The organism is Helicobacter pylori, assembly GCF_017594925.1.
GTDB lineage: Bacteria > Campylobacterota > Campylobacteria > Campylobacterales > Helicobacteraceae > Helicobacter > Helicobacter pylori_DP.
This window is the reverse complement of the sequence record NZ_JAALNT010000001.1, coordinates 107,991-132,469: the sequence shown is the minus strand read 5'-3', so window position 1 is coordinate 132,469 and position 24,479 is coordinate 107,991. Positions and strand designations below refer to the sequence as shown.

General features: G+C 40.5%; 24 protein-coding genes and 1 pseudogene. 16 read left to right on the top strand and 9 right to left on the bottom strand.

Annotation, left to right across the window (positions count from 1 at the left end; genetic code table 11):
• Nucleotides 1-341: 341 nt before the first annotated feature.
• From pseI to G6069_RS00580, 3 genes are read right to left on the bottom strand one after another with little or no spacing between them, the layout of a single operon-like run.
• A complete protein-coding gene (gene pseI / locus G6069_RS00590) occupies nucleotides 342-1,370 on the bottom strand; it encodes a pseudaminic acid synthase (RefSeq protein WP_197293051.1) in 1,029 nt (342 codons plus the stop codon).
• 3 nt (nucleotides 1,371-1,373) lie between these two features.
• Nucleotides 1,374-2,015: an ABC transporter ATP-binding protein gene (locus tag G6069_RS00585; RefSeq protein WP_197293050.1), complete on the bottom strand. Its 642-nt coding sequence runs from the start codon at nucleotides 2,013-2,015 to the stop codon at nucleotides 1,374-1,376.
• A complete protein-coding gene (locus G6069_RS00580) occupies nucleotides 2,012-3,289 on the bottom strand; it encodes an apolipoprotein N-acyltransferase (RefSeq protein ID WP_197293049.1) in 1,278 nt (425 codons plus the stop codon). The genes G6069_RS00585 and G6069_RS00580 overlap by 4 nt, the downstream gene beginning before the upstream one ends.
• Nucleotides 3,290-3,520: 231 nt before the next feature.
• On the opposite strand from G6069_RS00580, the gene G6069_RS00575 reads away from it, so the two are divergent.
• Genes G6069_RS00575 through G6069_RS00555 form a run of 5 tightly spaced genes read left to right on the top strand, consistent with a single transcriptional unit; the run spans nucleotide 3,521 to nucleotide 8,372 of the window.
• Nucleotides 3,521-4,222 (top strand): CvpA family protein, encoded by a 702-nt coding sequence (locus G6069_RS00575; RefSeq protein ID WP_197293048.1) that lies wholly within the window; start codon nucleotides 3,521-3,523, stop codon nucleotides 4,220-4,222.
• Between the two features lie 10 nt (nucleotides 4,223-4,232).
• Nucleotides 4,233-5,738, top strand: coding sequence for a lysine--tRNA ligase (gene lysS / locus G6069_RS00570; RefSeq protein WP_197293047.1), 1,506 nt, complete (start codon nucleotides 4,233-4,235; stop codon nucleotides 5,736-5,738).
• Nucleotides 5,738-6,988: a serine hydroxymethyltransferase gene (locus tag G6069_RS00565; RefSeq protein WP_187936556.1), complete on the top strand. Its 1,251-nt coding sequence runs from the start codon at nucleotides 5,738-5,740 to the stop codon at nucleotides 6,986-6,988. The genes lysS and G6069_RS00565 overlap by 1 nt, the downstream gene beginning before the upstream one ends.
• 10 nt (nucleotides 6,989-6,998) lie before the next feature.
• Nucleotides 6,999-7,541, top strand: coding sequence for a DUF1882 domain-containing protein (locus tag G6069_RS00560; protein ID WP_000138069.1), 543 nt, complete (start codon nucleotides 6,999-7,001; stop codon nucleotides 7,539-7,541).
• 21 nt (nucleotides 7,542-7,562) lie between these two features.
• Complete coding sequence (locus tag G6069_RS00555) at nucleotides 7,563-8,372, top strand: SPOR domain-containing protein (protein WP_197293046.1); 810 nt, start codon at nucleotides 7,563-7,565, stop codon at nucleotides 8,370-8,372.
• A 396-nt stretch (nucleotides 8,373-8,768) separates the two neighbouring features.
• On the opposite strand, the pseudogene G6069_RS00550 reads toward G6069_RS00555, so the two are convergent.
• Nucleotides 8,769-10,318: pseudogene (locus G6069_RS00550) on the bottom strand (DUF262 domain-containing protein).
• A 319-nt stretch (nucleotides 10,319-10,637) separates the two neighbouring features.
• On the opposite strand from G6069_RS00550, the gene G6069_RS00545 reads away from it, so the two are divergent.
• Nucleotides 10,638-11,171 (top strand): TIGR00645 family protein, encoded by a 534-nt coding sequence (locus G6069_RS00545; RefSeq protein WP_000890459.1) that lies wholly within the window; start codon nucleotides 10,638-10,640, stop codon nucleotides 11,169-11,171.
• A 5-nt stretch (nucleotides 11,172-11,176) separates the two neighbouring features.
• On the opposite strand, the gene clsC is transcribed toward G6069_RS00545, so the two are convergent.
• From clsC to G6069_RS00525, 4 genes are read right to left on the bottom strand one after another with little or no spacing between them, the layout of a single operon-like run.
• Nucleotides 11,177-12,685 (bottom strand): cardiolipin synthase ClsC, encoded by a 1,509-nt coding sequence (gene clsC / locus G6069_RS00540; protein ID WP_079358629.1) that lies wholly within the window; start codon nucleotides 12,683-12,685, stop codon nucleotides 11,177-11,179.
• A gap of 21 nt (nucleotides 12,686-12,706) precedes the next feature.
• Nucleotides 12,707-13,444, bottom strand: coding sequence for a fumarate reductase iron-sulfur subunit (locus G6069_RS00535; protein ID WP_001282433.1), 738 nt, complete (start codon nucleotides 13,442-13,444; stop codon nucleotides 12,707-12,709).
• Nucleotides 13,437-15,581: a fumarate reductase flavoprotein subunit gene (locus G6069_RS00530; protein WP_197293045.1), complete on the bottom strand. Its 2,145-nt coding sequence runs from the start codon at nucleotides 15,579-15,581 to the stop codon at nucleotides 13,437-13,439. The genes G6069_RS00535 and G6069_RS00530 overlap by 8 nt, the downstream gene beginning before the upstream one ends.
• Before the next feature lie 9 nt (nucleotides 15,582-15,590).
• Entirely contained in the window at nucleotides 15,591-16,358 is a 768-nt protein-coding gene (locus G6069_RS00525; RefSeq protein ID WP_197293044.1) for a fumarate reductase cytochrome b subunit, read from the bottom strand.
• A gap of 212 nt (nucleotides 16,359-16,570) precedes the next feature.
• Here G6069_RS00525 and G6069_RS00520 point away from each other — a divergent pair, with 212 nt between their 5' ends.
• The 10 genes from G6069_RS00520 to G6069_RS00475 all read left to right on the top strand — a co-directional run bounded on the left by G6069_RS00520 (nucleotide 16,571) and on the right by G6069_RS00475 (nucleotide 23,801).
• Nucleotides 16,571-17,275, top strand: a complete 705-nt coding sequence (locus tag G6069_RS00520) for a triose-phosphate isomerase (protein ID WP_197293043.1) — start codon at nucleotides 16,571-16,573, stop codon at nucleotides 17,273-17,275.
• 9 nt (nucleotides 17,276-17,284) lie between these two features.
• On the top strand, nucleotides 17,285-18,118 hold the full coding sequence (gene fabI / locus G6069_RS00515) for an enoyl-ACP reductase FabI (RefSeq protein ID WP_197293042.1): 834 nt from the start codon (nucleotides 17,285-17,287) through the stop codon (nucleotides 18,116-18,118).
• Complete coding sequence (gene lpxD, locus G6069_RS00510) at nucleotides 18,118-19,128, top strand: UDP-3-O-(3-hydroxymyristoyl)glucosamine N-acyltransferase (RefSeq protein WP_000777053.1); 1,011 nt, start codon at nucleotides 18,118-18,120, stop codon at nucleotides 19,126-19,128. The genes fabI and lpxD overlap by 1 nt, the downstream gene beginning before the upstream one ends.
• 65 nt (nucleotides 19,129-19,193) lie before the next feature.
• Nucleotides 19,194-20,351 (top strand): methionine adenosyltransferase, encoded by a 1,158-nt coding sequence (gene metK, locus G6069_RS00505; RefSeq protein ID WP_000655161.1) that lies wholly within the window; start codon nucleotides 19,194-19,196, stop codon nucleotides 20,349-20,351.
• A 66-nt stretch (nucleotides 20,352-20,417) separates the two neighbouring features.
• The gene (gene ndk / locus G6069_RS00500; protein ID WP_000813738.1) at nucleotides 20,418-20,831 is read left to right on the top strand and encodes a nucleoside-diphosphate kinase; all 414 of its coding nucleotides are present in this window, start codon (nucleotides 20,418-20,420) and stop codon (nucleotides 20,829-20,831) included.
• 25 nt (nucleotides 20,832-20,856) lie between these two features.
• Entirely contained in the window at nucleotides 20,857-21,213 is a 357-nt protein-coding gene (locus G6069_RS00495) for a hypothetical protein (protein WP_197293041.1), read from the top strand.
• 15 nt (nucleotides 21,214-21,228) lie between these two features.
• On the top strand, nucleotides 21,229-21,375 hold the full coding sequence (rpmF, locus tag G6069_RS00490) for a 50S ribosomal protein L32 (RefSeq protein WP_000290431.1): 147 nt from the start codon (nucleotides 21,229-21,231) through the stop codon (nucleotides 21,373-21,375).
• A gap of 67 nt (nucleotides 21,376-21,442) precedes the next feature.
• Entirely contained in the window at nucleotides 21,443-22,462 is a 1,020-nt protein-coding gene (gene plsX / locus G6069_RS00485; protein ID WP_001915205.1) for a phosphate acyltransferase PlsX, read from the top strand.
• 24 nt (nucleotides 22,463-22,486) lie between these two features.
• Nucleotides 22,487-23,479, top strand: coding sequence for a ketoacyl-ACP synthase III (locus G6069_RS00480; protein ID WP_197293040.1), 993 nt, complete (start codon nucleotides 22,487-22,489; stop codon nucleotides 23,477-23,479).
• Nucleotides 23,480-23,498: 19 nt separating this feature from the next.
• Nucleotides 23,499-23,801, top strand: a complete 303-nt coding sequence (locus G6069_RS00475; protein WP_097699221.1) for a hypothetical protein — start codon at nucleotides 23,499-23,501, stop codon at nucleotides 23,799-23,801.
• 290 nt (nucleotides 23,802-24,091) lie between these two features.
• Here the strand turns inward: G6069_RS00475 and G6069_RS07895 are convergent, their stop codons facing one another.
• Entirely contained in the window at nucleotides 24,092-24,475 is a 384-nt protein-coding gene (locus tag G6069_RS07895; protein ID WP_231627784.1) for a hypothetical protein, read from the bottom strand.
• Nucleotides 24,476-24,479: the final 4 nt, after the last annotated feature.

Here is a 24,479-nt window from a genome sequence, read left to right as displayed (position 1 = left end):
GTATTTTTTACAATCTAAAAAGAGATTGATTTAACCAAGCAAATAATCTCTTAAAAAGCTGTCTTTGGGGGTTATGGAATTTGATTGGGGGTTATGGGGTATTAAGCACAAAATATTTCCCTAAAAAATGGGATTTATTATAAGGTTTAAAACGATAACAACAAAGTAATCTTGTTTTTATTAAAAAATTGAAGTTAATTGGAATTGAAATAAGGCTCTAGTTGCAATATTTAATGAGAGCGATGCCCCTAACCCCTTAAAAATTTTAAATAAAGCTTAAGAAAATGAGTTTAAAATCAAATCTAAAACCACAAAACAAAATTAAAACCCCCATTTTTTAATCAAACATACAATGAGCGTTCTATATCATCAACGCTTAAAGGGGTGTTGGCTTTTAAAAATTTTGATGCCTTTTGGCCTAAAATTTCTTTATAAAATTTAGGGTGTAAGCCAAGGTTGGGGCGTAAGGCTCTGATATTGTTTTCAGTCAATGCTTCGCCTTTTTGAATATCCTTAATGACAAATAAAGAGCGCATAAAGAATCTTCGCTCCTCTAAAGTCTTTGGATTTATTTTAGGCTCTTCTTCGCCTAAGGCTAAAACGCTTTGTTTGATCGCTTCAACCATGCTTTTAAATTCGTTAAAATCCATGCTAAAAGTGCTGTCTGGGGTTTGTAAGGATTTGTTTAAAATGAAATGCTTTTCTATCATGCTCGCTCCTAAAGTGGTGGCTAAAATGGGGCAAAGAGAGCCAATCGTGTGATCGCTTAAGCCAAATTTAACGCCAAAGGTTTCGCCTAATTTAACCATGCTCAATAAGTTAGCGTCTTCTATTTTACTGGGATAAGCGCTCACGCATTTTAAAAGGGTGATGTCAAAATTATTCACGCCTTTGCACAAAGAAATAGCGTCTTGCAATTCAATGCTTGTAGCGATACCGCTAGAAAGGATAATGGGCTTTTGTGTGCGAGCGGCCTTTTCAATCAAGTCTAAATCAACGATTTCAAAACTAGCGATCTTATACATGGGGCAATTTAGGCTCTCTAAAAGTTCTAAAGCTTTTGAACTAAAAGGCGAGCTAAAAATGCCTAAATCAAGTTTTTTAGCCAACTCAAACAATTCAGCATGCCACTCTAGGGGAGTAGAAGCCTTTTGATACAATCCATACAAATTTTCTTTATCCCATAAAGTGCCTTGAATGATGAAAGGATCTTCTTTAGAGTTTAAAGTCATGCAGCTTGGCGTGTAGGTTTGGAGCTTGGCAAAATCCGCGCCGCTTTCCTTAATGGCATGAAGGCTTTCTTTAGCTAGGTTTAAATCTTGGTTATGATTAGCGCTCAATTCAGCGACAATTTTAGGGCGTTGTAACATTTCTTATTTCTCCTTAATCAAAACTTCTTTTTCTAAGCGATAGACTTGAGAGCAAGTGAAAGCCAAATGCTCATCATGCGTGGCCAAAACTAACGCCCCCTTCTCTTCTATAATATAATTTTGCAGCATGCTGATGACCTGATTAGCGCTAATGGTGTCTAAATTCCCGGTGGGTTCATCAGCGATAATGATTTTAGGTTTTTTAGAAAGCACTCTGGCGATGCTTAAGCGTTGTTGCTGGCCGCCGCTCAATTCACCCACGCCTTGTTTTAGGGTGTGGGCTATGCCTAATTGTTCTAAAAGGGAATGATTTATTTCTTGCTTGGCTAGGATGGAAGCGACTTGCAAGTTTTCTAAAGCGCTAAAACCCTTAAAAAGGTAATGCGATTGGAAGATTATGCCCACCTTTAAGCGCCGTAGTTCCAAAAGCTTTTTGGAATTTAAGGCATAAATATCCTGGTGTTCTAACAAACTAATCGTCCCACTATTGGGTTTTAGCATGGTGGCTAGATGGCTTAAAAGCGTGCTTTTACCGCTCCCGCTCACGCCTAAAATCGCTAGGCTTTCTTTGGGTTTAATGTGTAAATCCACGCCATTATAAAGAGGTTTTTCAAAAGCATGAGAAATACCAGTTGCTTTAATCATGATCGTTTCCTAAAAAGAATATCGCCCAATAAGCTAGGGCTTAAAATGTAAGAAGTTGAAAAATTCGCGCTGTGCAAGATGATCTTATCATAACGCCTTGCATAGTATTTTAAAAGCGTTCTTTGTAAGGTGGGTTCAATGCTTGGGCTAAACCATGCGTTATTGCTCATCACGATAAAAATTTTTGAAGGGCTGTTTGAATAAGCGGGTTTGGAAGTGCCTTCATAGCAAATCAGGGGGCGAAAAGTAAAATCGTCTAATGTAAAATCGCTGAAACTAGAAGCGTTGCGGTATAAATAAGCGCTCTCGCCAAAAAAGAGCTTTTCAAGGGGTTTTTGAAGAAATTCCGGTAAAGGCATGGTCTCGCCAAAGGGGGCTAAGATCACTTTATCAGCGATCTGAACGCCCTCTTTAGAAAATAAAAACGAGCTGTTATAAAGGCTATAGCCTTGGGTGCGTAATGTCCCTATTAAAATAGCAATATTATCGCTTAAATCTTCTAGCTTCGCTTTAAAGGGGGAATTTTCTAAAGCGATGGGGTAAGCGGTTTCTGGAAAAACAATCAAGGTTTTTTGCTTGCTTTGAGCGAGCTTGATTTCTTTAAGGATGTTGTTTTCAATATTATTAAGGTAGTTTGAGTCAAATTTCAAATCTTGGGGCGTTTTTGTAGAGACTAATTCAATATTTCCAACCTTTTTTAAATCGCTTGTTTTAAAACCATTAAAATCCAACGCGCCAAGCAGCAATAAAACCCCTATTATTCTGTATTTTTTAAGATTTTGAGCGCTCAAAAAAATGCAAGCCAAAAAAACAAGCCCTAGCGATAATTTATCCACCCTAAACACGCTATAAGAAAAAAAGCTATCCGGGACTAACCAATCAAATCCAAAAGGGTGGATAAAACTAGAGCCTAAAAAACTCAAAAGCCTGAAATAGGGGTTCTCAAAATAGAGCAACAAATAAAATAAAACCCCATAAACTAACGCTACTAAAACAATGATTAAGGGTAATAAATAAGTGAAATCCGAGTAGCGAAAGCTTAAAGCGCACCAGTAGAACAATAACGCCCCCACGAAAAACCCCAAAGCAAAAGCGCTGTTTCTGGGGGTTTTTAAAAACGCTAGCATGCTTAAAGGGGCTAATAGGCTTGTGAGTGTGATAGTGATATAGGGGTTTTCAATTGCATAAGCGTCTAAAACAGCGTTCACATACACGCTTGAAACAAACATGCATGCTAATAAAAAGGCGTTTTGATTGAATAGAATAAGACGCATGGCTAGATTTTGAAACCTTGAGATTGTTTTAGTGTATTATAGCTATATTTTAATTTAAGAATTTTAGATTGATTTTTTTAAGGGTAGTTTTTTTTAAGTTGTGTTATTATTTTCAAATTTCAAGTGAGCGTGGATTGATAGCGTTAAAAAATCATGAGCGTTTTTTGGGGCGTTTTTGAGTGCTCACTATCTTTATGCGAGATATATGAGAGAAAGGTTTGGGTTTAGGGTTTGAACTATATTGATTTGGCGTTACTTGTGGTGGTGGTAGCTTTTGGGATTAGGGGATTTTATCATGGTTTCGTGAGTGAAGTGGCGGGGATTTTAGGGATTGTGCTTGGCGTGTATTTAGCGTCTCGCTACTCTGTGGCTGTTGGGCATTTATTCTCACAGCATTTGTATGATTTGAGAAATGAAACCATGACGAATCTCATCGGTTTTTTGTTGGTGTTAGCGTCTATTTGGGTGTTTTTTTTAGCTTTTGGAGTGTTGCTAGGCAAGGTGTTGGTCTTTAGCGGGTTAGGCATTATAGACAAAGCGTTAGGGTTTATTTTTTCATGCTTGAAGACTTTTTTAGTGCTTTCTTTCATCCTTTATGTGCTCTCTAAAATGGAAGTGATGAAAGACGCTAACGCCTACTTGCAAGAAAAAAGCGCTTTTTTTTCTACCATGAAAAGCGTTGCTAGTAAGATCATGCGCCTTGATGGCGTCAAACATGTGGAGCAAAACCTTAAAGACAACCTTGAAGAAATGAGCGATGAAGTCAAAAATAAAGAATCTTTTAATAAAAATAAACAATCTTTTGATAAAGCGATGGATAAGGGCGTGGAATCTTTAAAAGAAAAGGCTAAAGATTTGCCTAAAGACATGCTGGATCCAAAAGCTAACCAAACCCCACCAAACCCCACCCCATCTAATAAAGAACCCCTATAAAAGGCATCACATGTTTTCTAACCAATACATCCAACAACGCATCCATAAAGCCAATAGCTTGAGAGAAGAAGGGAAAAACCCTTATCAAAATGGCTTGAAACGAAGCCTCACCAACGCCGCTTTTTTAGAAAAATACGCTTATGTTAAGGGTTTAGAAGAGCCTAAAGACAAAGAAAAATGCGAAAGTATTGTAGGGAGGGTCAAGCTTTTGCGTTTAATGGGTAAGGCATGCTTTATTAAAATTGAAGATGAAAGCGCGATTTTGCAAGCTTATGTTTCGCAAAATGAATTGAACGATGAATTTAAAAGCCTGAAAAAGCATTTAGAAGTGGGCGATATTGTGTTGGTGAAAGGTTTCCCTTTTGCTACCAAAACCGGTGAATTGAGCGTTCATGCCCTAGAATTTCACATTTTAAGCAAAACCATTGTGCCTTTGCCTGAAAAATTTCATGGATTAAGCGATATAGAATTGCGTTACCGCCAGCGCTATTTGGATTTGATCGTCAATCCTAGCGTTAAAGATGTGTTTAAAAAACGCAGTTTGATTGTTTCTAGCGTGCGGAAATTTTTTGAAATGGAAGGGTTTTTAGAAGTGGAAACCCCCATGATGCACCCCATTCCTGGCGGGGCGAACGCAAGGCCTTTTATCACTTACCATAACGCTTTGGAGGTGGAGAGGTATTTAAGAATCGCTCCAGAATTATACCTCAAACGCTTGATTGTGGGGGGGTTTGAAGCGGTGTTTGAAATCAATCGTAATTTCAGAAATGAGGGCATGGATCACAGCCATAATCCCGAATTTACGATGATTGAGTTTTATTGGGCGTATCACACTTATGAAGATTTGATTGAACTCAGTAAGAGGCTATTTGACTACTTGCTAAAGACTTTAAATTTAGATTCAAAAATCATTTATAACGATATGGAAGTGGATTTCAACCAAACGAGCGTGATTTCCTATTTGGACGCTTTAGAAACAATAGGGGGCATTAGTAGGGGTATTTTGGAAAAAGAAGACAGGCTTTTGGCTTATTTGTTAGAGCAGGGCATTAAAGTAGAGACCAATCTCACTTATGGCAAATTGCTCGCTGAAGCGTTTGATCATTTTGTAGAGCACCAACTCATTAACCCCACTTTTGTAACCCAATACCCTATTGAGATTAGCCCCTTAGCCAGACGCAACGATAGTAACCCTAATATTGCTGACAGGTTTGAATTGTTCATTGCAGGAAAAGAAATCGCTAATGGCTTTAGCGAGTTGAACGACCCTTTAGATCAATTAGAACGCTTTAAAAATCAAGTGGCTGAGAAAGAAAAAGGCGATGAAGAAGCCCAATACATGGATGAAGATTACGTGTGGGCCCTAGCCCATGGGATGCCCCCCACTGCAGGGCAAGGCATAGGTATTGACCGATTAGTGATGTTACTCACTGGAGCTAAAAGCATTAAAGATGTGATTTTATTCCCAGCGATGCGTCCTGTTAAAAACGATTTTAATATTGAGAGTGGAGAATAATGGCGTATTTTTTAGAACAAACGGATAGTGAAATTTTTGAACTTATCTTTGAAGAATACAAGCGGCAAAATGAGCATTTAGAAATGATAGCGAGCGAGAATTACACTTTTCCTAGTGTTATGGAAGCTATGGGGAGCATTTTAACGAATAAATACGCTGAGGGCTATCCTAACAAGCGCTATTATGGAGGCTGTGAAGTGGTGGATAAAATAGAAAGCCTAGCCATAGAAAGGGCTAAAAAGCTTTTTAATTGCCAGTTCGCTAATGTGCAAGCGCATTCAGGCTCACAAGCTAATAACGCTGTCTATCACGCCCTTTTAAAGCCTTATGACAAGATTTTAGGCATGGATTTAAGCTGTGGAGGGCATTTAACGCATGGCGCTAAGGTGAGTTTAACCGGCAAGCATTATCAGAGCTTTTCTTATGGCGTGAATTTGGATGGCTATATTGATTATGAAGAGGCGCTAAAAATCGCTCAAAGCGTTAAGCCAGAAATCATTGTGTGCGGGTTTTCAGCCTATCCAAGGGAGATTGATTTTAAGAAATTTAGGGAAATCGCTGATGAAGTGGGGGCGTTACTACTAGGCGATATAGCCCATGTGGCAGGGCTTGTAGTCGCTGATGAGCATGCCCATCCTTTCCCGCATTGCCATGTGGTTTCAAGCACCACTCATAAGACCTTAAGAGGGCCTAGAGGGGGGCTTATTCTAACTAATGACGAAGAGATAGCGGCTAAGATTGATAAAGCGATTTTTCCAGGGACTCAAGGCGGGCCTTTGATGCATGTGATTGCTGCTAAAGCGGTGGGGTTTAAAGAGAATCTAAAACCAGAATTTAAAGCTTATGCAAAGTTAGTGAAATCTAACATGCAAGTTCTCGCTAAATCGTTAAAAGAAAAAAACCACAAGTTAGTGAGCGGTGGCACTTCTAACCATTTGCTTTTAATGGATTTCTTGGATAAGCCTTATAGCGGGAAAGACGCTGATATTGCCTTAGGGAATGCCGGAATCACCGTGAATAAAAACACCATTCCTGGTGAAACGCGCAGCCCTTTTGTAACGAGCGGGATAAGGATTGGCTCAGCGGCATTGAGCGCAAGGGGCATGGGAGCTAAAGAATTTGAAATCATAGGGAATAAAATATCAGATATTTTGAATGATATTAATAATGTTAGTTTGCAATTGCATGTGAAAGAAGAATTGAAGGCCATGGCTAGTCAATTCCCTGTGTACCACCAACCCATTTTTTAAGGGAGTCAAGATGACAGAAATGGAATTAAAGCTCATTAAGATAGATACAAGCCATTATTTTGAAAAAAAACCAGGCTTGGGGGAGAGAATGGATTATGCGGGGCGTTGCTATTATAATAAATTCCAAAGAGTGAATGCCATGCTCACAAGTTCGCTCATTCAAAAGCATTTGAAAAGGGAGATAGAAATCGCGCACAACCTTATCTTGCGTAATGATAAGGTGGAAAACATCGTGTTTGATTATAACGGGAGGAACCCGGAGCGTTTTTACCATAAGGCGCAGTTATTGCTTCGTGAGGAAGGTTTTATGAATTTTACCGCTTATAACACGAAGACGCCAGGGCATTTGCATTTGTATGTGCATAAGGGGCATACGGAATTGGGCGAGGGCGAGAGGTTGATTAAAACTTTGTCCATGAAATTAGCGCAAGGGTTGCCTAAAGAATGGAGGATATTCCCTAGCAACGAATGGCCTAAGGAATTTAATATTTTAGCTTTACCTTATGAGGTGTTTGCAAAAGAGCGAGGGAGTTCTTGGGCGAAGCATTTATAACCATTTTTGAAAGGATTTTTGATGTCAGAAAAAGAAAGACTGAGTGAAGTGATCTTAGAAGAAGAAAATAATGGGGGCGGCACTAAAAAGGTGTTTTTGATCGTGGCTATAGCCATTATCATTTTAGCGGTGCTTTTAATGGTGTTTTGGAAAAGCACGAGAGTCGCTCCTAAAGAGACTTTTTTACAAACCGATAGTGGCATGCAAAAAATAGGCAACACTAAAGACGAGAAAAAAGACGATGCGTTTGAAAACTTGAATTTGGATCCTTCCAAACAAGAAAGCGATTTGGACAAAGTGGCGGATAATGTTAAAAAGCAAGAAAGCGATGCGTTTAACATGCCCATTCAAACCGATCAAGCTCAAATGGAGATGAAAACAACAGAAGAAACGCAAGAATCTCAAAAAGAATTAAAAGCTGTTGAACACACTCCCATGAGTGCTCAAAAAGAATCTCAAGCTGTGGCTAAAAAAGAAACCCCCCATAAAAAGCCTGAAGTAACCCCTAAAGATAAGCAAGCTCATAAAGATAAAGCTAAGCATGCGGCTAAAGAGCCAAAAGCCAAAAAAGAAGCCCATAAAGAAGTTCCTAAAAAAGCCAATTCTAAAACCAATCTTACTAAAGGGCATTATTTGCAAGTGGGGGTTTTTGCACACACACCCAATAAAGCGTTTTTACAAGCGTTTAACCAATTCCCCCATAAGATTGAAGATAGGGGAGCGACGAAGCGCTATCTCATAGGCCCTTATAAGAGCAAGCAAGAAGCCTTAATGCATGCCGATGAAGTCAGCAAAAAGATGACTAAACCGGTTGTCATAGAAGCACGCTAGGGGTTTGGGCTAAAAATTCTTATTTTTTTCTTGGGTGTTTTTAGCAGATCACCCAAGCGCTAAAACGATGGGGTAGCTTGCTCCATCGGCTCGGATAATTTTAACAGACAATGAAGATAAACAGATTTTTTTGATCAATATACCTATTTGGTCTTTGAGGAATTCAGATAATTTTTGTGTTTGAATTCAGCCTTAAAGAGCATTCATTCGTTAAAGGCATTTGTTTATTGTTTGAAAACTACGGAGCGTTTAAATTTTGTAAAATTATTGCTTGCTGTTTGATAACCCATAACTCTCCAAAGAAGAGAGCGGTTTGAAACTAGCTTTATGGGTGTGGTTGTGGGGCTAGAAGCCAAGAGAGTAAGTGCACTCACGCTCTTTTAAGCTTCACGCTCTTTAGTGGGCGGCGAAATCCTTAAAGAAGGTGTTGATCAGCCATTTTTCCATTTTATTATTCCTTTCTATCAAAACCTCTTTTTTGAAATCTTTTACATTAAAGCGTCTGTTGAAAGGAATCTCACTACGTTTGTAGATTTCATCTTTTTCATACAGATCCTTATCGCTTGCCTCACGATTGAGCGAACTTTCTAAGGAGATGAGATTGCCGTATGTGTCAATGTAGTTTTCAAGATCTTTCTTGTCTTCAAAACCAAGTTCTTGGATCTTAATTTCATTATCCAATTTTAATAAATTGATGGGGATGATGTGCTCTTTTTCTTGGGAGAATTGCTTCTCAGGGATCAATTTTTTGAGATCGGCAAGACCCATCTCCTGGCAGTTCTTTTCAAAGAAGACATAGTGGAAGCATGATGAGTTGAACGCGTCCTTTACAAGCTTCAAAGAAGCCAGCTCTATATCCTCTATATCATTTCTGCATTGAGCAATCATCTCGCTCTTCAATCCCTCTTTGCCCTTTTTAAGATACGCATTAATCAGGTTGTAGGCCTTTGATTCTAAATTTCTAGTAGATTTGAAAAGCACAATATCGGTTTTGGCAAAGATTTTCAGCGTTTCATCGTCTAGTTTGTTGTTGATTTTCAGGCGGATGAGCGAATTAAAAAAAAGCGGGTTGATTCTGTTGATGAGCATGACCTTAAGGGTGGTTGGGTTGGTGTCAATCTCGCTCAATAGATCAAGGAAGGCCTGATAGAAATTTTTCAAATCGCTGACATAGGATTGGATGAAACTTTCCAATGTGCTTTTGGTGCTTTTGATTTTTTTAGTTCAGCTTTGAGTTTCTCATAGGTGTCTTCTGTGCTTGTTCTGTAGTGCCCTAAAAACTCGATTCCATCAAATCTTTGGCTCCCTGCGTGGTAGCGGAAGATATCGCCTTCATCAAAGCCTCCAACGCTGGAGATATGGTCGCTCTTTTTGATCTTGGCAAAGATCTTAAAGATCTCCCCAAAATGATCGTTGATAAATTGGTCTAGCCCCATTTTCCCATCGCAAAAAGTGTTGGAGTAATAGATGAGAAGGGATTTTAGTTTGTCCAGCAAGAGGAGAGGCACGCCTCTGTCATTCACGCTTTGAAAGGTTCTGATGGCTCTTCCAGGATCGGGCTCTTCAAGCCGCATCAAAACCATTTTCAACAGCGTCTCCAAACGCTCATTCACTCCTTCTTCACTCAATTTGCTGACTTTGTCCAAGATGGCCTTCAAAACTTCAAAAAGATTTTGCTTGCCCTCGGTGTCTGCATCTTTTTCGCAATGGCTGATATTCCCCTTTTCTGCCGCTTCCAAGAGCGTTTTGAAGAAGCTTTGGTTTTGAGGGGCGACTTCTAATTTTAATTCCCCCTTTTGGTATAGATATTTTCTTGTTTCTTGCTTGTCTTTCTCATTTTGTTTGTTCGCCAAGACATGCAAGAGTATGAAGATGGTAGTCGTTCGCTGCTGGCCGTCAATGATGTCATACAATTTTTTGTTGTCTTCATTCTTAGCGACAACCATGGTGCCTATAAAATGCCCATAACCCTTTTTGTTGTATCCTATCGCTTCTTCTAGATCTTCTTACAGATCCCTAAAATTCTTGTCCTTCCAGGCGTAATCCCTCTGATAGTTGGGGATGCTGTATCCTTCCTCTTGAAAGATCTCTTTTATAGTGGTTTTCACTCAGTTTTCCTTTGTTGCATGCAGCAGTCAAATTTATACCATAAATACCATAAGAATGGCTTGAGATTTCACTCCATCAAAGGCGTTCTGTTAGCCACTCGGGGCGTTTTATTAGCTATAATCAAGGCTTCAAAAAGCCATAATTAAAAGAGTTGAGATGTTAGAAAAATTGATTGAAAGAGTGTTGTTTGCCACTCGTTGGTTGCTAGCCCCTTTATGCATTGCCATGTCGTTAGTGCTGGTGGTTTTAGGCTATGTGTTCATGAAAGAGTTGTGGCACATGCTAAGCCATTTAAACACGATCAGCGAAACGGATTTGGTTTTATCAGCCTTAGGTTTAGTGGATTTGTTGTTTATGGCAGGGCTTGTTTTGATGGTGCTGCTCGCCAGTTATGAAAGCTTTGTTTCTAAATTAGACAAGGTGGATGCCAGTGAAATCACCTGGCTAAAGCACACGGATTTTAACGCTTTAAAATTAAAGGTTTCACTCTCCATTGTAGCCATTTCGGCGATCTTTTTGCTCAAACGCTACATGAGTTTGGAAGATGTGTTATCCAGTATCCCTAAGGACACGCCCCTATCGCATAACCCCATTTTTTGGCAAGTGGTGATCCATTTGGTGTTTGTGTGTTCAGCGCTGTTAGCCGCCGTTACCAATAACATCGCTTTTTCGCAAAATAAAGGGCATTAAAAGTTTTAAAGCTCTCTTTCAGGAAGGACTTTAGACCATTCTTTAATCAAGCGCAAAAAGAAGGAAGTGTCAGGCGAAGTTTTTTCATGGATTAAAATCCCTTCTTCTGTAGCTTCCCAAATCACTCTATGCCGATACAAAACCAAATGCCATGATTGTTGGGCATGATCTTTAAGCGACAAACGCACCCTTTTAGCAAAAGACGGGTTGTCAAACAAAACCGCGCTTTCAGTGTTGATGTATGCAGAGCGCGGATCAATATTAAAACTCCCTAGAAGCGTTAAATTGTCATCAAAAACAATCGTCTTGCCGTGCAAGGAATGTTTGGTGCTAAAGCGCCCTTTAATCTGGCGGTTGAAAAAATCGTTTCGTATTTCATAGACATTCGCACCCATTCGCACTAATTGGTTGCGATACCTTTCCCACGCCCCATAGACCACGATAGCATCCGTTGATGAAAGGGAATTGGTAAGAATATTCAATTCAATCCCCTTAGAAATTTGATTTTTAAAGATTTTCATCATCTTTTTGCCTGGAATAAAATACGATGAAGCGATAAAAACGGAGTCCTTAGCGTTTTTAAGGGCTTTCTCAAAAGCGATTTTGATAGGCGAATACAAGGGCGTGTCAATTTTTTTGGGTGAATCGGCTAAAAAAATGGCATTCCCATAATAAATGGGGTATTGGTATTTTTGGAAACGATCTATAAAATCATTGACTTTTTTTTCAAACTGGTTTTTGTCTTCAGCGCTGATAGGGATTTTTTCATGGAGTTTAGCGATTTCTTTAGCGTTGTTTTTGAGTCTTTTATGGGTTCTTAGTAATGAAACAGGGATAGAGCGGTGGAACCTCCAATAGCGTTCAAAGCTTTCTTTGGCTTTTGAAGCAACCCCCCCAAAAAACAAAGCGTCTAAATCTAAAAAATTCGTGTCTAAATCGTTATCAAAATAATTGTCCCCAATATTGCGCCCTCCTATAATGACAGCGAAATTATCCACGATGAAAAGCTTGTTGTGCATGCGTTTTTTAATGCGCTCATAATCCGCAAGCATTTCAAAATAGCGCAAGCCTTTATTGCGGATATAGTAGGGGTTAAAAATTTTCACTTCAATGTTTTTATGGAAATTTAAGAGCATAATATCTGAAAAATCCGAATACACCCCGTTATCATCTAAAAGGATGCGCACTTTTACCCCACGATTGGCCGCATTTAAAAGTTCTTTAGCGATCACTTGAGAGGAAAGATCGTTCTTATAAATATAAGTTTGCATGTCAATGCTTTTTTGGCTCATTCTAATAAGACCCACTCTGTGCAATAAAGCGTCAAAGCCGTCTTCTAAAAGAATGGCCGCACTATGGTTAGGGTTTTCTTTCAAATTTTTAGCGTATAAGCTCCCAATGGTGGTAGTGTAGGGATCATAAGAGATAGGGGGGCTTGAAATGGGAGTCTTATAGACTAACCCAAAACACCCATTAAAAAAAAAGACGCTTAAAAGGACTAAAAAGATTTTCAAAAACGACCCACTAAAAAGAAATTAGCGGCTTTTACCCACTTTCAACATTCGGTTGCGCAAAGTGGCGATACTGCTTTGCAAGGGTAATTCTTTAGGGCAAGTGTCATGGCAAGCAATCAAGCTCATGCACCCAAAAACACCATCATCATCGCCCACTAACTCATAAAAATCATCATCGCTTCTTTCATCGTGGCTGTCAATCATAAAGCGCATGGCTCTGTTCATGCCAGCAGCCCCAATGAAATTAGGGCGCATGAGTTTAGTCCCACAAGAAGCGATACAGCACCCGCATTCAATACACCTGTCTAGTTCAAAGACTTCTTGAGCTTCATCAGGCTCAACCCTTTTTTCCGGCTTAGTAATATCCACCTCTTCTTTAGAATGCGCCCAACTCTCCACCCTTTTAGTCATATCCAAAAACCAATCGCCGGTATTCACGCTCAAATCTTTAATGAGCGTAAAACTGGGCATGGGCATGAGCGTAATCACCCCGCTTTCAAAGCTAGAAGTTAGGGTTTTGCAAGCCAATCTCGGTCTCCCATTAACCATCATCGCGCAAGAGCCGCAAATCCCAGCACGGCACACAAAATCAAAGCTCAAATCCGGATCTTGATGCTCTCTAATGAGATTTAAAGCGATAAAGAGCGTCATGGATGGCGTTTCTTTCAATTGATACTCTTTAAAATGCGGCTTACTCACCGCGCTTTGAGGGTCAAATTTTAACACTCTAACTACAATCGTTCGTTCATTATCACTCATGGTGTTCTCCTTTTAGGTTAGCGTTGTGTTGGTCTAATAAATCATGGACATTGAAAGAATACAAATGTTCCCCCCTAGCCCTGACTTCCTCATCTTCTAAACGCATGTTCCTGGCTTTGTATTTTTCTTGCAGTTCAAAAGGCATGAGCGCATGCTGGACTTCTATCCTGTCTTTTCCAAGCTTTTCTAATTCTAAAATCGTTTTTAAAATCTCAGCGTCGCGCTCTTCTTTTTTGGGGTGGGGGATGAAATTACCCTTTTTGCCATAGCCCCTAAAATCAGGGCTGATTTCCATTTTCATCACGTCTAATTCTTCGTATTCAATCGTGGGCATGTCTTGCTCAGCGCTAGGCCAGCTCGCTAAAGTCCGATTAAGCCATTTTTCATCGTCTCTTTTGGGGTAATCAATCCTTGTGTGAGCCCCTCTGCTTTCGGTGCGCAGTAACGCCCCTTGAGTGATACAAAGCGCGAGTTTGAGCATTTTTTTGATGCGGTAAGCGTCTTCTAATTCAGGGTTATTGTGTAAAACCTTGTTTTTCACGCAAATGTTTTTGGAGCGTGCATAAAGTTCTTGCAATTCTTTAAGGGCTTCTTCTAATTTTTTGCCTTCTCTAAAAACGCCCACTTTTTCATCCATGACTTCTTTCATGCGTTCTCTAATTTCATACACGTCTTCTTTGCCTTCATTATGCAACAAGAAATGCATGTAATCCTGGCTTTCTTTAATGAAAGCTTCAACCTTTTGCGTGTTGATTTCAATTTGCGCTTCCAAACAATGTGAGGCGAAATAATCCCCTATGATCATGCCAGCGACCACCGCTTCACTCACGGAATTACCCCCCAAGCGGTTAAACCCATGCAAATCCCAGCATGCCGCTTCACCCGCACAAAACAAGCCTTTTAAATGGGTTTCGCCTTTAGGGTTTGTCCTAACCCCGCCCATAGAATAGTGTTGCATGGGTTTTATGGGGATCCAGCCTTTTTGTTTAGCCATCGCTTGCCCGTATTCAGGCTCATTTGTGGGCATTCCTTGCATGTTGTCTTTGGTTTGCTCTTCGCTATCAGCCGGATCAATGCCCGCAAAAGTCATGGCAATATCGCGCACATCCCTTAAGTTTTTTTCCACATGGTTACGCCCTAAAATAGCAATATCCAGCCACACATGATCCCCATAGGGCGATTTGGCTCCATAGCCTTTTTGGATATGCTCTAAAATCCGCCTTGAGACCACATCCCTACTTGCAAGTTCTTTTTTCTCCGGTTCATAAGCGGGCATGAAGCGTCTGCCAAATTTGTCTCTTAAAACGCCGCCATCGCCCCTACAACCTTCAGTCATTAAAATCCCGCTTGGCACTAAAGCGGTAGGGTGGAATTGCACCGCTTCCATGTTGCCTAATTTAGCCACGCCGGTTTCTAACGCGCTCGCCGCCCCGGCTCCATCGCAAATCACGGCGTTAGTGGTGTGTTTATACACGCGTCCATAACCTCCGGTAGCTAAAAGCGTACCTTTAGAAACATACGCTGAAATTTCGCCGGTGATCAAATCCCTTACCACCGCCCCATAGCATTTATTATCATGATGGATGAAAGCGAGCATATCCTTTCTGTCTTGAATATCCACCTTGTGGTGTAAGGCTTCATTAGCGACCGCATAAAGCATGGTATGCCCTGTGGCGTCAGCCGTAAAGCATGTGCGCCATTTTTTAGTGCCACCAAAATCACGGCTTAGAATATAACCATGCCTATCGTCTCTTTCGGTAATCGTAACATGCTCACCATTGACGACCGCAGGCCTATCGCCCTTTTTAATCCTAGTCCAAGGCACCCCCCAACTGGCCAATTCCCTAATGGCTTTAGGAGCAGTGGTTACAAACATCCTAGCCACTTGCTGATCGCACCCCCAATCGCTCCCCTTAACCGTGTCTAAAAAGTGTAAATCTTCATTATCGCCCTCGCTTTTTTTAGCGTTCGCAAGGCTCGCTTGCATGCCCCCTTGAGCGGCCGCCGAGTGCGAACGCCTGACAGGTACTAGGCTTAAAACGATGGTGTTTAAACCCTTTTGTTTGCATGCGATACTAGCCCTTAACCCGGCCAGTCCGCCTCCAATAATTAGCGCATCACAATATGTTATTTTCATTTTCTACCTTTATTCTTTGTGGAATTTCCCATCAGCTTCTATGGCTTCTTGCATGGTTTTAATGCCATTGTCCTTATTTTCTAAACCTTTTTTAATGTAAGCCCCATAGGTGCAAAGCCCTAAAACAATAAAAAACACGCTCATCGCCCATTTGACTTTTCTCAAGCCTTGAATGCTCACATTCTTAAACCACCCCCATTTAATCGCTAAGCGATACAGCCCGATAGAGCCATGCAATTCTACGGCAAACAATAAGAAAATATACAAAAGCCAAAAGTTTTGCGTGACAAAACGATAGCTTGAGCCATGAGGCCCGATACTTTCAGGCTCTGTGAGCATGACAAATAAGTGGATACTCGCTAAGAAAAACATCGCAAACCCGGTGAAGGCTTGAATAAACCACAAGCTCGTATCGCCATGTTTCATCAAATGCTTATGGGTTTTAAAAACCTTGTATTGCCTGTAATTGATAGGGAATTTCCTTAGCGCTAAAAAAGCATGCGTGACTAAAATAAGAATAATCCCTGCTGCAACCACGCTCACAATAGCCGGCTCGCCTGCTTTTAAAAACAAGCTCCCTTCAAAAAATTTCGCCACTTTATACATGGCTTCATCGCTAATCAAGATACTTGAAACCAAAAACATGTGCGCTATCATAAAGAGCGCTAAAATCAAGCCCGTAGCGCTCTGTAAAAAATCCAGCTTAGCATAAATACCGCTCTTTTTAAGCCCTTTGCTAGTGCCATAATAACCCTCTATAATCTCTTCTTGTTGCATAAAAACTGCTCCTAAAAACTCAAAATTAACCTAAAATCGCTTGACGCAAAAACACTGCCTTAATTTTACTACATTTGAAATAATTTTTCTTATAAACAAAACCTAAATTGAGAAAAAATTCAATTCAAGGGGGCCATTGTTTAAAATTTACATTTTTTAAACGCTATTAGATATAATAAGGGATAGACCACCCATAAAATAAGGATCATTCAATGACAAAAATTGCCATGGCTAATTTTAAATCCGCTATGCCTATTTTTAAAAGCCATGCGTATTTAAAAGAATTAGAAAAGACTTTAAAACCGCAGCATTTTGACAGGGTGTTTGTATTCCCTGATTTTTTGGGGTTATTGCCTAATTCGTTTTTGCATTTCACTCTAGGAGCGCAAAACGCTTACCCTAAGGATTTGGGGGCTTTTACCGGTGAAATCACTTCCAAACATTTAGAAGAATTGAAAATCCACACGCTTTTAATAGGGCATAGCGAGAGGCGAACGCTTTTAAAGGAAAGCCCTAGCTTTTTGAAAGAAAAGTTTGATTTTTTTAAAGGTAAAAATTTTAAAATTGTCTATTGCATTGGCGAAGATTTAACGACCAGAGAAAAGGGCTTTAAGGCTGTAAAGGAATTTTTAAGCGAGCAATTAGAAACTATCGATCTCAATTATTCCAATTTAATTGTGGCTTATGAGCCTATTTGGGCGATTGGCACCAAAAAAAGCGCCTCTTTAGAAGATATTTACCTCACGCATGGTTTTTTAAAGCAAATTTTAAATCAAAAAACGCCCTTGTTGTATGGGGGGAGCGTGAATACACAAAACGCTAAAGAAATTTTAGGGATTGATAGCGTGGATGGCTTATTGATTGGGAGCACGTCTTTGGAATTAGAAAATTTTAAAACAATCATTTCATTTTTATAAAGGAAAATCATGGGATTTTTAAAAGGTAAAAAAGGGCTTATTGTGGGGGTTGCGAATAATAAATCCATCGCTTATGGGATCGCTCAATCTTGCTTCAATCAAGGAGCTACTTTGGCTTTCACTTATTTGAATGAGAGCTTAGAAAAGCGCGTGAGGCCTATCGCGCAGGAATTGAATAGCCCCTATGTGTATGAATTGGATGTGAGCAAAGAAGAGCATTTCAAGTCGCTATACAATAACGTTAAAAAGGATTTAGGCTCATTGGATTTTATCGTTCATAGCGTGGCCTTTGCCCCTAAAGAGGCTTTAGAAGGGAGCTTGTTAGAAACTTCTAAAAGCGCGTTTAATACCGCTATGGAAATTTCTGTTTATTCTTTAATAGAGCTGACAAACACTCTAAAACCTTTATTGAATAACGGAGCGTCTGTTTTGACTTTAAGCTATTTGGGTAGCACCAAATACATGGCGCATTACAACGTGATGGGGTTGGCTAAAGCGGCCCTAGAGAGTGCAGTGCGTTATTTAGCGGTGGATTTAGGCAAACATAATATTAGAGTGAATGCCCTATCGGCTGGGCCCATTAGGACGCTCGCTTCTAGTGGGATCGCTGATTTTAGGATGATTTTAAAATGGAATGAAATCAACGCTCCTTTAAGGAAAAATGTGAGTTTAGAAGAAGTGGGCAATGCTGGGATGTATTTGCTTTCTAGCTTGTCTAGTGGCGTGAGTGGGGAAGTGCATTTTGTAGATGCCGGCTATCATGTCATGGGCATGGGGGCTGTGGAAGAAAAAGATAATAAAGCTACGCTGTTGTGGGATTTGCAGAACAATAAGGGGTATTGATGAAATTAAGCGAATTGTTGAGCGCCTATTCTATTGAAACGGAATTTTCAAACGATTTTGAAGTGCATGCCTTAGCGGAATTAGATAAGGCCACGCCTAATGATATTAGCTATATTGACCAAGCGCGTTACCTTAAACTTTTAAAAGATTCCAAAGCCGGGGCGGTGTTTATCCGTAAAAAAGAATCTTCTAAAGTGCCAAAACACATGCAAGCTTTAATCGTAGATAACCCGCATTTAGCCTTTGCCAAAGCTTCGCATGCCTTTAAAATCCCTTTTTTTAAAAACCCAGAAAGCGTGAATGAGCCTAAACATTTTGAAAAAGTAACGATCATGCCTAATGTTGTGATTGGAGAGGGCGTAGAAATTGGCGAAAACTCTTTGATTTATCCGGGCGTGGTGATCGCTGATGGGGTCAAAATTGGTAAAAATTGCGTTTTGTATCCTCGTGTTATTTTGTATCAAAACACGATTTTAGAGGACAATGTCATCATCCATGCAGGCAGTGTGATCGGAGGCGATGGCTTTGGTTATGCGCACACCGCTTTAGGAGAGCATGTCAAAATTGAGCATGTGGGGATTGTTAGGATCCAAAAAAATGTAGAAATTGGCGCTAACACGGCGATTGATAGGGCGGTGTTTGGCGAGACTTTGATTAAAGAGGGCGTTAAGATTGATAACCTGGTTCAAATCGGGCATAATTGCGTTTTAGGCGAACACAGCATCGTCGTTTCTCAAGTGGGCTTGAGCGGTTCTACAACCACTGGCCGTAATGTGGTTTTTGGCGGTCAAGTGGGCATTGGAGGGCATTTGCATGTGGGCGAATTCACTCAAATTGGGGGTAAAAGCGCGGTGGGTAAAGACTTGCCCCCTAACACTAATTTTGCCGGAGCGATCCCTGCTATGGAAATCCATGAATGGCACCATTTCCTGGCTCATTTACGAACGAATTTCAGGAAACAGCAAAAAACGAGTTTGTTGCAAAAAGCTAAAGGGTTTTTTAAGTCTTAAAGAATGAAATAAGCTATAATAAGCCCATTTTGAACACCAACGATTATTTTAATAAGGACAATACGATGAAAGATAGTTTTCTTTTCACTTCTGAATCAGTAACCGAGGGGCATCCTGACAAAATGGCTGATCAAATCAGCGATGCGGTTTTAGATTACATTATTGAGCGGGATCAAAAAGCCAAAGTCGCATGCGAGACTTTAGTTTCTAACGGGTTTTGCATGATCACTGGCGAATTAAAAACTTCTGTTTATGCCCCTATGCAAGAGATTGCAAGAGAAGTGGTTAAAAAGATTGGCTATACAGACGCTCTTTATGGCTTTGACTATAGAAGTGCGGCGGTTTTGAATGGCGTTGGCGAGCAAAGCCCTGATATTAATCAAGGCGTGGATAGAGAAGATGGCGAGATTGGGGCAGGGGATCAAGGGCTTATGTTTGGTTATGCGTGCAAGGAGACTGAAACGCTCATGCCCTTACCCATTCATTTAGCGCACCAGCTCACTTTCGCTTTGGCTCAAAAAAGAAAAGACAACACCTTGCCTTTTTTAAGGCCTGATGGCAAGTCTCAAGTGAGCGTGCGTTATGAAAACAACAAGCCTGTAAGCATTGATACGATTGTCATTTCCACCCAGCATTCCCCAGAAGTTTCACAAAAACATTTAAAAGAGGCCGTGATTGAAGAGATCGTGTATAAGGTTTTACCTAAAGAATATTTGCATGACAATATCAAGTTTTTTGTCAATCCCACAGGAAAATTCGTTATCGGTGGGCCGCAAGGCGATGCGGGCTTAACGGGCAGAAAAATCATCGTGGATACTTATGGGGGGAGTTGCCCGCATGGCGGGGGAGCGTTTAGCGGGAAAGACCCTAGCAAAGTGGATAGGAGTGCGGCTTATGCAGCCCGCTATGTGGCTAAAAATTTGGTAGCGAGTGGGGTTTGCGATAAAGCGACCGTGCAGCTTGCTTATGCGATTGGGGTGATAGAGCCAGTGTCTATCTATGTGAACACGCATAACACGAGCAAGTATTCAAGCACAGAGCTAGAAAAATGCGTGAAAGCGGTTTTCAAACTCACGCCAAAAGGCATTATTGAAAGCTTGGATTTATTAAGACCCATTTATTCGCTCACTTCAGCTTATGGGCATTTTGGGCGCGAATTAGAGGAATTCACTTGGGAAAAAACCAACAAAGCTGAGGAGATTAAAGCGTTCTTTAAGCGTTAAAAAAATATTTTAAGGGTAATATTTTAAAAAATTTTTGTATAATCAACAATTCACAAGGAGTTTAAATTGAAACAAAGAACGCTGTCTATTATTAAACCGGATGCACTTAAGAAAAAAGTGGTAGGTAAAATCATTGATCGCTTTGAGAGTAACGGCTTGGAAGTCATTGCTATGAAACGCTTGCATTTGAGCGTTAAAGACGCTGAAAGCTTTTATGCGATCCACAGAGAGAGACCTTTTTTTAAAGATTTGATAGAATTTATGGTCAGTGGTCCGGTGGTGGTTATGGTTTTAGAGGGCAAGGATGCCGTGGCTAAAAACAGAGATCTTATGGGAGCGACTGATCCCAAACTCGCCCAAAAAGGCACTATCAGAGCGGATTTTGCTGAAAGCATTGACGCTAATGCGGTGCATGGGAGCGATAGCTTGGAAAACGCGCACAATGAAATCGCTTTCTTTTTTGCCGCTAGAGATCTTTAAGGTTTAAGGGCGTTTTTAAGTAAGCATGCAATTTGAAATGCGTAAAATCGCTTTTAATGCGCCTAAAGCGTTTTCTTTAGAGCATGAGGGAGTGGTTTTAGAGGGCGAAGTTATACGAGTGGGGGCGAAATTGTTTCGTTTGGAAGCGCGCCTTAAGGGTGAATTGATGCTTATTTGCGATACAAGCGGTAAAGAGTTTAAAAAAAATCTTGATGAGTCGTTGGTTTTGCATATTTCAGACGGGTTGTGGGATACGCAAAGCCAAAGTTTGGATTTTGATAATTTAGACATTATTGAATCTTTCAATGGTTTTATTGATTTGAGCGAAATTTTACGCTCTGAAGTGGAGTCTATTAAATTAGACTACCATTATGCAGATTGAAATGAAGGAGAATTTATGGCAGTACCTGATAGAAGAGTGAGTAAGACAAGAGCGGCAAAAAGGCGTACGCATTATAGCGTCAAGTTGGCTAAACCTGTGAAAGCCAAAGATGGCACTTGGAAGCTCCCCCACCATATTAACAAATTTACTAAAGAATACTAATATAAAAGCTATCTTTAGTGATAGAAAGTATTTTAAAGGATTGCAACAAGCCTTTTAAGGACGCATGATGAAAATTGTAATAGACTTAATGGGGGCTGACCATGGGGTTTTACCCATTATTGAGGGAGTCTCAAGGGCTTTAGAGAATAAGAGTTTTAGTGCGGTTTTAGTGGGGGATAAAGACAAAGCGACCCCTTTTATTTCTAAAGAGTTAGCCAGCAAAGTGGAAATGATCCACACGCAAGATTATATTAAAATGGAAGAAGCCGCCACTGAGGCGATTAAGCGTAAGGAATCTTCCATTTACTTGGGTATGGATATTTTGAAAAATGGGGCTGACGCTTTGATTTCAGCGGGGCATAGCGGAGCGACTATGGGTTTAGCCACCTTGCGTTTAGGGCGTATCAAGGGGGTTGAAAGGCCTGCTATTTGCACTTTAATGCCTAGCGTTGGCAAACGCCCTAGCGTGCTATTAGACGCAGGAGCGAACACCGATTGCAAGCCTGAATATTTGATTGATTTTGCTCTTATGGGGTATGAATACGCTAAAAGCGTGTTGCATTATGATAGCCCTAAGGTGGGTCTTTTGAGTAATGGCGAAGAAGATATTAAAGGGAACATGCTCGTTAAAGAAACGCATAAAATGCTGAAAGCTTATGACTTCTTTTATGGCAATGTGGAGGGGAGCGATATTTTCAAAGGGGTTGTGGATGTGGTGGTTTGCGATGGCTTTATGGGGAATGTGGTCTTAAAGACAACAGAAGGGGTCGCTAGCGCGATAGGCTCTATTTTTAAAGATGAAATTAAAAGCTCTTTTAAATCTAAAATGGGGGCTTTGATGCTTAAGAACGCGTTTGGCATTTTAAAACAAAAAACCGATTACGCTGAATATGGAGGAGCGCCGCTTTTGGGCGTGAATAAAAGCGTGATCATTAGCCATGGCAAGAGCAACGCTAGAGCGATTGAATGCGCGATTTATCAGGCTATTAGCGCTGTTGAAAGTCAGGTCTGTTTGAGGATTACCCAAGCGTTTGAGAGCTTAAAGCCTAGCGTTTCTGCGCATCAAAGTGATCAGCAAGACGCTTAAAGATGACTATGTTAAGGGGATTGAATGGAATTTTACGCCTCTCTTAAATCCATTGCGATGCATGTTCCAAGCGAGCGTGTGAAAAATGCAGAGTTCCAGCAATTTTTGGATACCAGCGATGAATGGATAGAAAAAAGGACCGGTATCAAAGAACGCCGTTTCGCTAACGATGAAGAAAAAAGCAGCGATTTAGGAGTAATAGCGGCTAAACAAGCCATAGAGAGAGCGCATTTAACCCCAAAAGACATTGATTTGGTGGTTGTAGCGACCTTAAGCCCTGATTTTTTGGCCATGCCTTCAACCGCTTGCGTGTTGAGCGCGAAATTAGGCATTGAAAACAAGCCGGCGTTTGATATTTCAGCCGCTTGCACGGGTTTTATTTATTTATTATCGGTGGCTAAGGCTTATATTGAGAGCGGGATGTGCGAAAATGTGCTGATTGTGGGGGCAGAAAAAACGAGCAGCGTGTTAGATTTTAAAGATAGGGGGACTTGTATTTTATTTGGCGATGGGGCTGGGGCGTGCGTGATAGGCAGAACCAAACATTTAAAAGAAAGCATTTTAGACGTGCAGATTTCAGCGAACGGGAATTTTTCTAATTATCTTTATACGCCAAGGACTCTAAAACCCACGCCCTTTAATGCTAAAGAAGAAGCTTCAGAGCCTTTTTTGTGCATGAAGGGCAATGAAGTGTTTAAACTAGCGGTAAAAACGCTTTTAAAAGATGTGGAAATGATTTTAGAAAAAAACGCTCTCAAACCTGAAGATGTGCGTTTGTTTATCCCGCATCAAGCTAATTTTAGGATCATTCAAGCGGTGCGAGAGCATTTGGATTTTAAAGATGAGCAAGTGGTTTTAACCGTGCATAAATACGGCAACACTTCAGCAGCCAGTATCCCTATGGCCATGTGTGAAGCTTATGAAGAGGGGCGTTTGAAAAAGGGCGATTTAATGCTTTTAGACGCTTTTGGTGGGGGATTGACTTGGGGTTCAGCGTTGGTGTATTTTGGAGGATAAAAAGGATTAAGGAGTATTGATGAAAAAGATGGTTTTTTTATTTTTAGTGGTGTTGGGGGGGTTAAAGTCGCAAAGCAGTTATTGCAGCGATTTTTGCGAAGGCACGCCAGATAGCCGTATCCCTCCTATGGGGTTTCATTTCAGTTTTGTGCATTCAGTGAAATATTACTTGCAAGATCCGCAAGAGCGCGATCACAAGCTTAAAAAATGCCATGAAGCCTTTGATTCGACTCTTAAGGTTAATTTTATTACGAAGTCTTTTAAAAAGGATTGCAAGCATGCGCAAATGGCTTTAGAGCAGTCCCAACAAAAGACTCCATGAGAGGTTTTGGTCGCTTTGTGGCAAAACTCTTTTTTTAAATTTTATCCCACTAGTGCGAAAAACTCTGTCCTTTAGGGCACAAGATGTAAGCGCATAGCTGTTAGGCTAAAAGAGGTTAAAATACCACTAGTCTTTTTAGGGTAGGAAATATCCATGCAGACTTTAAAGAACAAAGCCTTTCGTGTTAGCATTCAATGGAATGCTTTAGTTAGGAAGCTCCTTTCTTTAGAAAGAGATGCTCTCACGAAGTGATCTAGCTAGAAAGCCTCTTGTTTGAGGAAGGGGCGGTTTTATTGAGAAAACTTGTGGTAATACTCGCCCTTGTCCGTGATGATTTTAACTTCTAACAATTGGTTAGGCTTGCAATTCAGGCGGTAAAATATCTGTTGCGAGTATTTTAACTCATGATCAAAGAGTTTTTCTTTTTTAAACTTATCGCCCAATTTGGGTTCCACTTTTTTAGTCGCTTCGCATGAATTTCCCCTATTGACAATAAGGTTTTTAATCACCACCGGTTCATCGTTCATGGAAGTGATGCTTAAAAGACTGGAGTCGGTCATTTTCCCCATGAGTTTCCCCCCAGTCGCACGGTAACCCAGCTTGAAATCCAAATCCTTTGCCCCCACACAAACACCGCTTATCATTAGCAAGCTCAAACACATTTTTTTAAACATCAAA